At 38.3% G+C, this 3,320-nt stretch carries 3 protein-coding genes; all 3 read left to right on the top strand.

Annotated features, from left to right (window positions below):
* The first annotated feature begins 122 nt into the window (after positions 1 to 122).
* Positions 123 to 1,457: a KAP family P-loop NTPase fold protein gene (locus VHA02S_RS24425; protein ID WP_038899636.1), complete on the top strand. Its 1,335-nt coding sequence runs from the start codon at positions 123 to 125 to the stop codon at positions 1,455 to 1,457.
* Between the two features lie 120 nt (positions 1,458 to 1,577).
* The gene (locus tag VHA02S_RS24420; protein WP_010448839.1) at positions 1,578 to 2,225 is read left to right on the top strand and encodes an HAD family hydrolase; all 648 of its coding nucleotides are present in this window, start codon (positions 1,578 to 1,580) and stop codon (positions 2,223 to 2,225) included.
* Positions 2,226 to 2,417: 192 nt separating this feature from the next.
* A complete protein-coding gene (locus VHA02S_RS24415; protein ID WP_038899637.1) occupies positions 2,418 to 3,278 on the top strand; it encodes a hypothetical protein in 861 nt (286 codons plus the stop codon).
* The last annotated feature ends 42 nt before the right edge of the window (positions 3,279 to 3,320 follow it).

Below are 3,320 nucleotides of genomic sequence, written 5' to 3'. Positions count from 1 at the left end.
ATGCGTTGCGTCTAGTGATTAAGGTGGCATGCGGGAGCATCGGTATTGCGTTGCTCACACCTTAACAGGGCGTTATAACACCTTAATAGGCTCCATCAAAAATATTAATATAAGGATTTAGTGTGAAAATAGTTGTACCTGAACTTCAAATTTCTAGTGATTGTGGATTTAGTCCTGATATAGATATTTTCAAACGAAAAGGTTTTGGTGAAAGGCTTGCTAACCTTGTTGAAAATTCAGGTGGAAGCCCTGTTATAGCATTAGACTCTGGCTGGGGAGAGGGTAAAAGCACATTTATAAAAATGTGGCGTGGTTACCTCGAGAATCACAGAGAACCAGAGATAAAATCTATTTATTTTGACGCTTTTGAAAATGATTATCAGAAGGACCCTTTTTTAACGTTGGCATCTGAAATTTACCAACTCATCACAGTCGAAGACGAAGAAACGAAGACCAAATTTAAAGATAAAGCAGCCAAGGCAGCAAAGTCTCTTGTAAGAGGGGCTTTGAAAGTGTCTGTCAAAGTAGGCACAGCAGGCATTGTTGATGGTAGTGCTGTTGATGTGGCAGAGAAAGAACTATCGAACTTGGTTGCTGATCAAGTCGATGACTTGATAAAAGAAAGATTTGAACACGCAGAAAAAGACAAGCTGGCTCTGAAAGAGTTTAGGAGTTATCTGTCAAATTTTGCTAATGAAGTTAATGGTGGTAAGCCGATCGTATTTATTATTGACGAACTTGATCGCTGTAAGCCTGATTTCGCTTTAGAGTTACTCGAACAAGTGAAGCACTTGTTCTCTGTTAAAGGTATAACCTTCCTTCTAGTTACTAATAGAGAGCAATTAGAAGAGTCAATTAAGTCCAAGTATGGTCAAGGAATCAACCCTACAAACTATCTTCACAAGTTTATCAATGTCTGGTTAACGATGCCTCGCGCTTCGGATGAATACAACGATAATGGTTATCAATTTTTGCAAAATGCTCTTTCTGGAATGAAAGAGGAAAATGAGGTTATAGTAAACACTGAGTCAGTCTCTGTTCTAAATGATATCGTCAAGTTTTATCAACCATCATTCAGAGAAATCGAGCGTATGCTATCTTATTTCTCTATCATAAATAATATGTTGGGTAGCCAACGCTACCTTGAAAATTATCAGTATATGATTTCTATGGTGTGTTACCTAAAAGCCTGTCAACCCAATTGCTTAAAAGTGGTAAATGGAAAATTAAACTCTAGCCATATAATCGAAGCTGCTAGGTTAGACGAAATTGACTCTTCAGCATCATATTATTCTCTTCAATATGTTAACAAGCTTGTACGCTTCGATTTAGCTGACGAAGATACACGAAAGCAAATGTTGGAAGAAAGGGAGATTCAAATAGATAGAATGGGGCGTACACCACAAAACTTGCTCAAAACTATCAGTTCATGGCTGTCGGAAATTAACCCTAGCTAGCGGTGTTATAACAAAGCATTTAAGAGTGATTCGCAACGCTTGGCAGTTTCGCTTTGCTCAAGTATAGCCAAGCGCCGCTCACACCTTAATGCGGCGTTATACGAACTCGCAAAATTTAACATGGAGAACAAATTGAAAGATTATGAAGTTTATCTGTTCGATATGGACGGAACGTTAGTAAATTCAGAGCCATTAAAGGGTAAAGCTCTAGCATTGGCTTGTGCAGATTACGGCGCTCAAGTTGATCACAATATATATAAAGACGTTATGGGTGAAAGTTGGCAGGTTGTGACTGGTCACTTTTTTACTCATGCGGGCATTTCACCAGATCTAGGCGAGTTTAATCGTTATTTTCGAGCTCACTACGAACTGATGTTAAACGACGAACTTGAGTTGAATGCAGGAGCTAAAGCGTATATTGAACACTTGAAAAAAGCAGGGAAAAAATGTGGTGTTGTCAGCTCGGCAGCAACATGGATGGTTGAAAATATTTTGACTTCATTGCAGTTAGAAACAGCTTTTGATCTTGTTATTACCCAAGAGCATGTAACCAAGCATAAACCTGATCCTGAAGCTTATAATCTTGCACTCGCAAATTTAGATGTATCACCTGAACATACAATAGTGTTCGAAGATTCAACAGCAGGCATTAGCGCAGGTAAATCTAGTGGTTGTGACGTTATTGCCGTTAGGCATGAGTTTAATGGAAAAAATGACTTAAGCGGCGCATTAAGATCTATCAGTGTGTACGATGAAATGTTCGTATAACAAAGCATTTAAGAGTGATTCTCAACGCTTGGCATTTTTAATTCCATCGTTGAGTTCAGTGTTTACGGCGGTAAGGTTGAGTTTCGTGGTCGCGTTGTTCACACCTTAATGCGGCGTTATGTGCTTTCTCATATTCTCATCGATATTGCGGTGTAGTAAACTACATATAAAGAATGCTATAGGGTTTATTTTATGAAATTTAGTCTAATTTCTTCAACGACTGCTTTGATTTTATTAACTGGTTGTCAATCTACATCCGTTCCGAGTTCTGCACAGGCAACTACTCCGTTAATTGATTTGAGTAAAGAACTAGAGGGGACACAACATAAAATTTGGAAAGAAGCTTCCTTTAAAGGGATACGGAGCGAGCTGAAAGAAGGTGAAATCATTACCTTCAAAGATGTTGAAGCCAAGCCATCATACAATAATTCAGAATACTACTACCTTGGATATATCTATTCTGATGACGGTCAGTTACTTTTTGATCAGAAGTACACCTTGTCTGATGTTGGTGTTATTCAATTTAAAGGGAATAAAATTAATAAAGTTGTTAACCCTGAAGTTGTGAATGCATCAAGAGGAATTCGTTACCACGGTAACTCTGAAGTAAATGATGGTTTCTCTTCAACGTATTGGAAAAGTTCTGGTGGAGATGCGCCTAAAGCGATGCCAGTTAGAGATTATAAATCCTCCATTACAGGGTCGCACAAAATCGCCGAAAATCACTGGACAGGGCTACGATTGAGCTGCATTTCAAATAACGTTTATGCGAGCTTTAACAATGAGAAAAATATATATGCAGCAGACAATGAAGATATAACAGTTACGGTTTCTTTCCCATATTCTGAAGGAAAGCGTTATCAATCTAAATCCATAGGACACACAGGTGTCTCTTTAAAAGTCGACCCTTATATTGAACGAATCTTGCTAAAAGAAGATGCTATAAAGCTTGTAGCTTATAGTCATGCCAATCGTAGTTTTACAGAAGTTACCGCGTACAATAATGGGTTAGCTGAAGCATATGCTCGTGTAAAACATAACTGCTCAATGTAATCACCGTAGCACGCATATAACAAAGCATTTAAGAGTGATTCG

Origin of the sequence: Vibrio harveyi NBRC 15634 = ATCC 14126 = KCTC 12724 (assembly GCF_001591145.1) — a bacterium.
Lineage (GTDB): Bacteria > Pseudomonadota > Gammaproteobacteria > Enterobacterales > Vibrionaceae > Vibrio > Vibrio harveyi.
Note: the sequence above shows the minus strand (reverse complement) of the source record. Positions and strands in the feature narration are given on the sequence as shown.

What these genes read in the sequence shown, in the direction of transcription:
- VHA02S_RS24420 (WP_010448839.1), top strand. Translation starts at nt 1,578, where the DNA reads ATGGAGAACAAATTGAAAGATTATGAAGTTTATCTGTTCGATATGGAC.
- VHA02S_RS24415 (WP_038899637.1), top strand. Translation starts at nt 2,418, where the DNA reads ATGAAATTTAGTCTAATTTCTTCAACGACTGCTTTGATTTTATTAACT.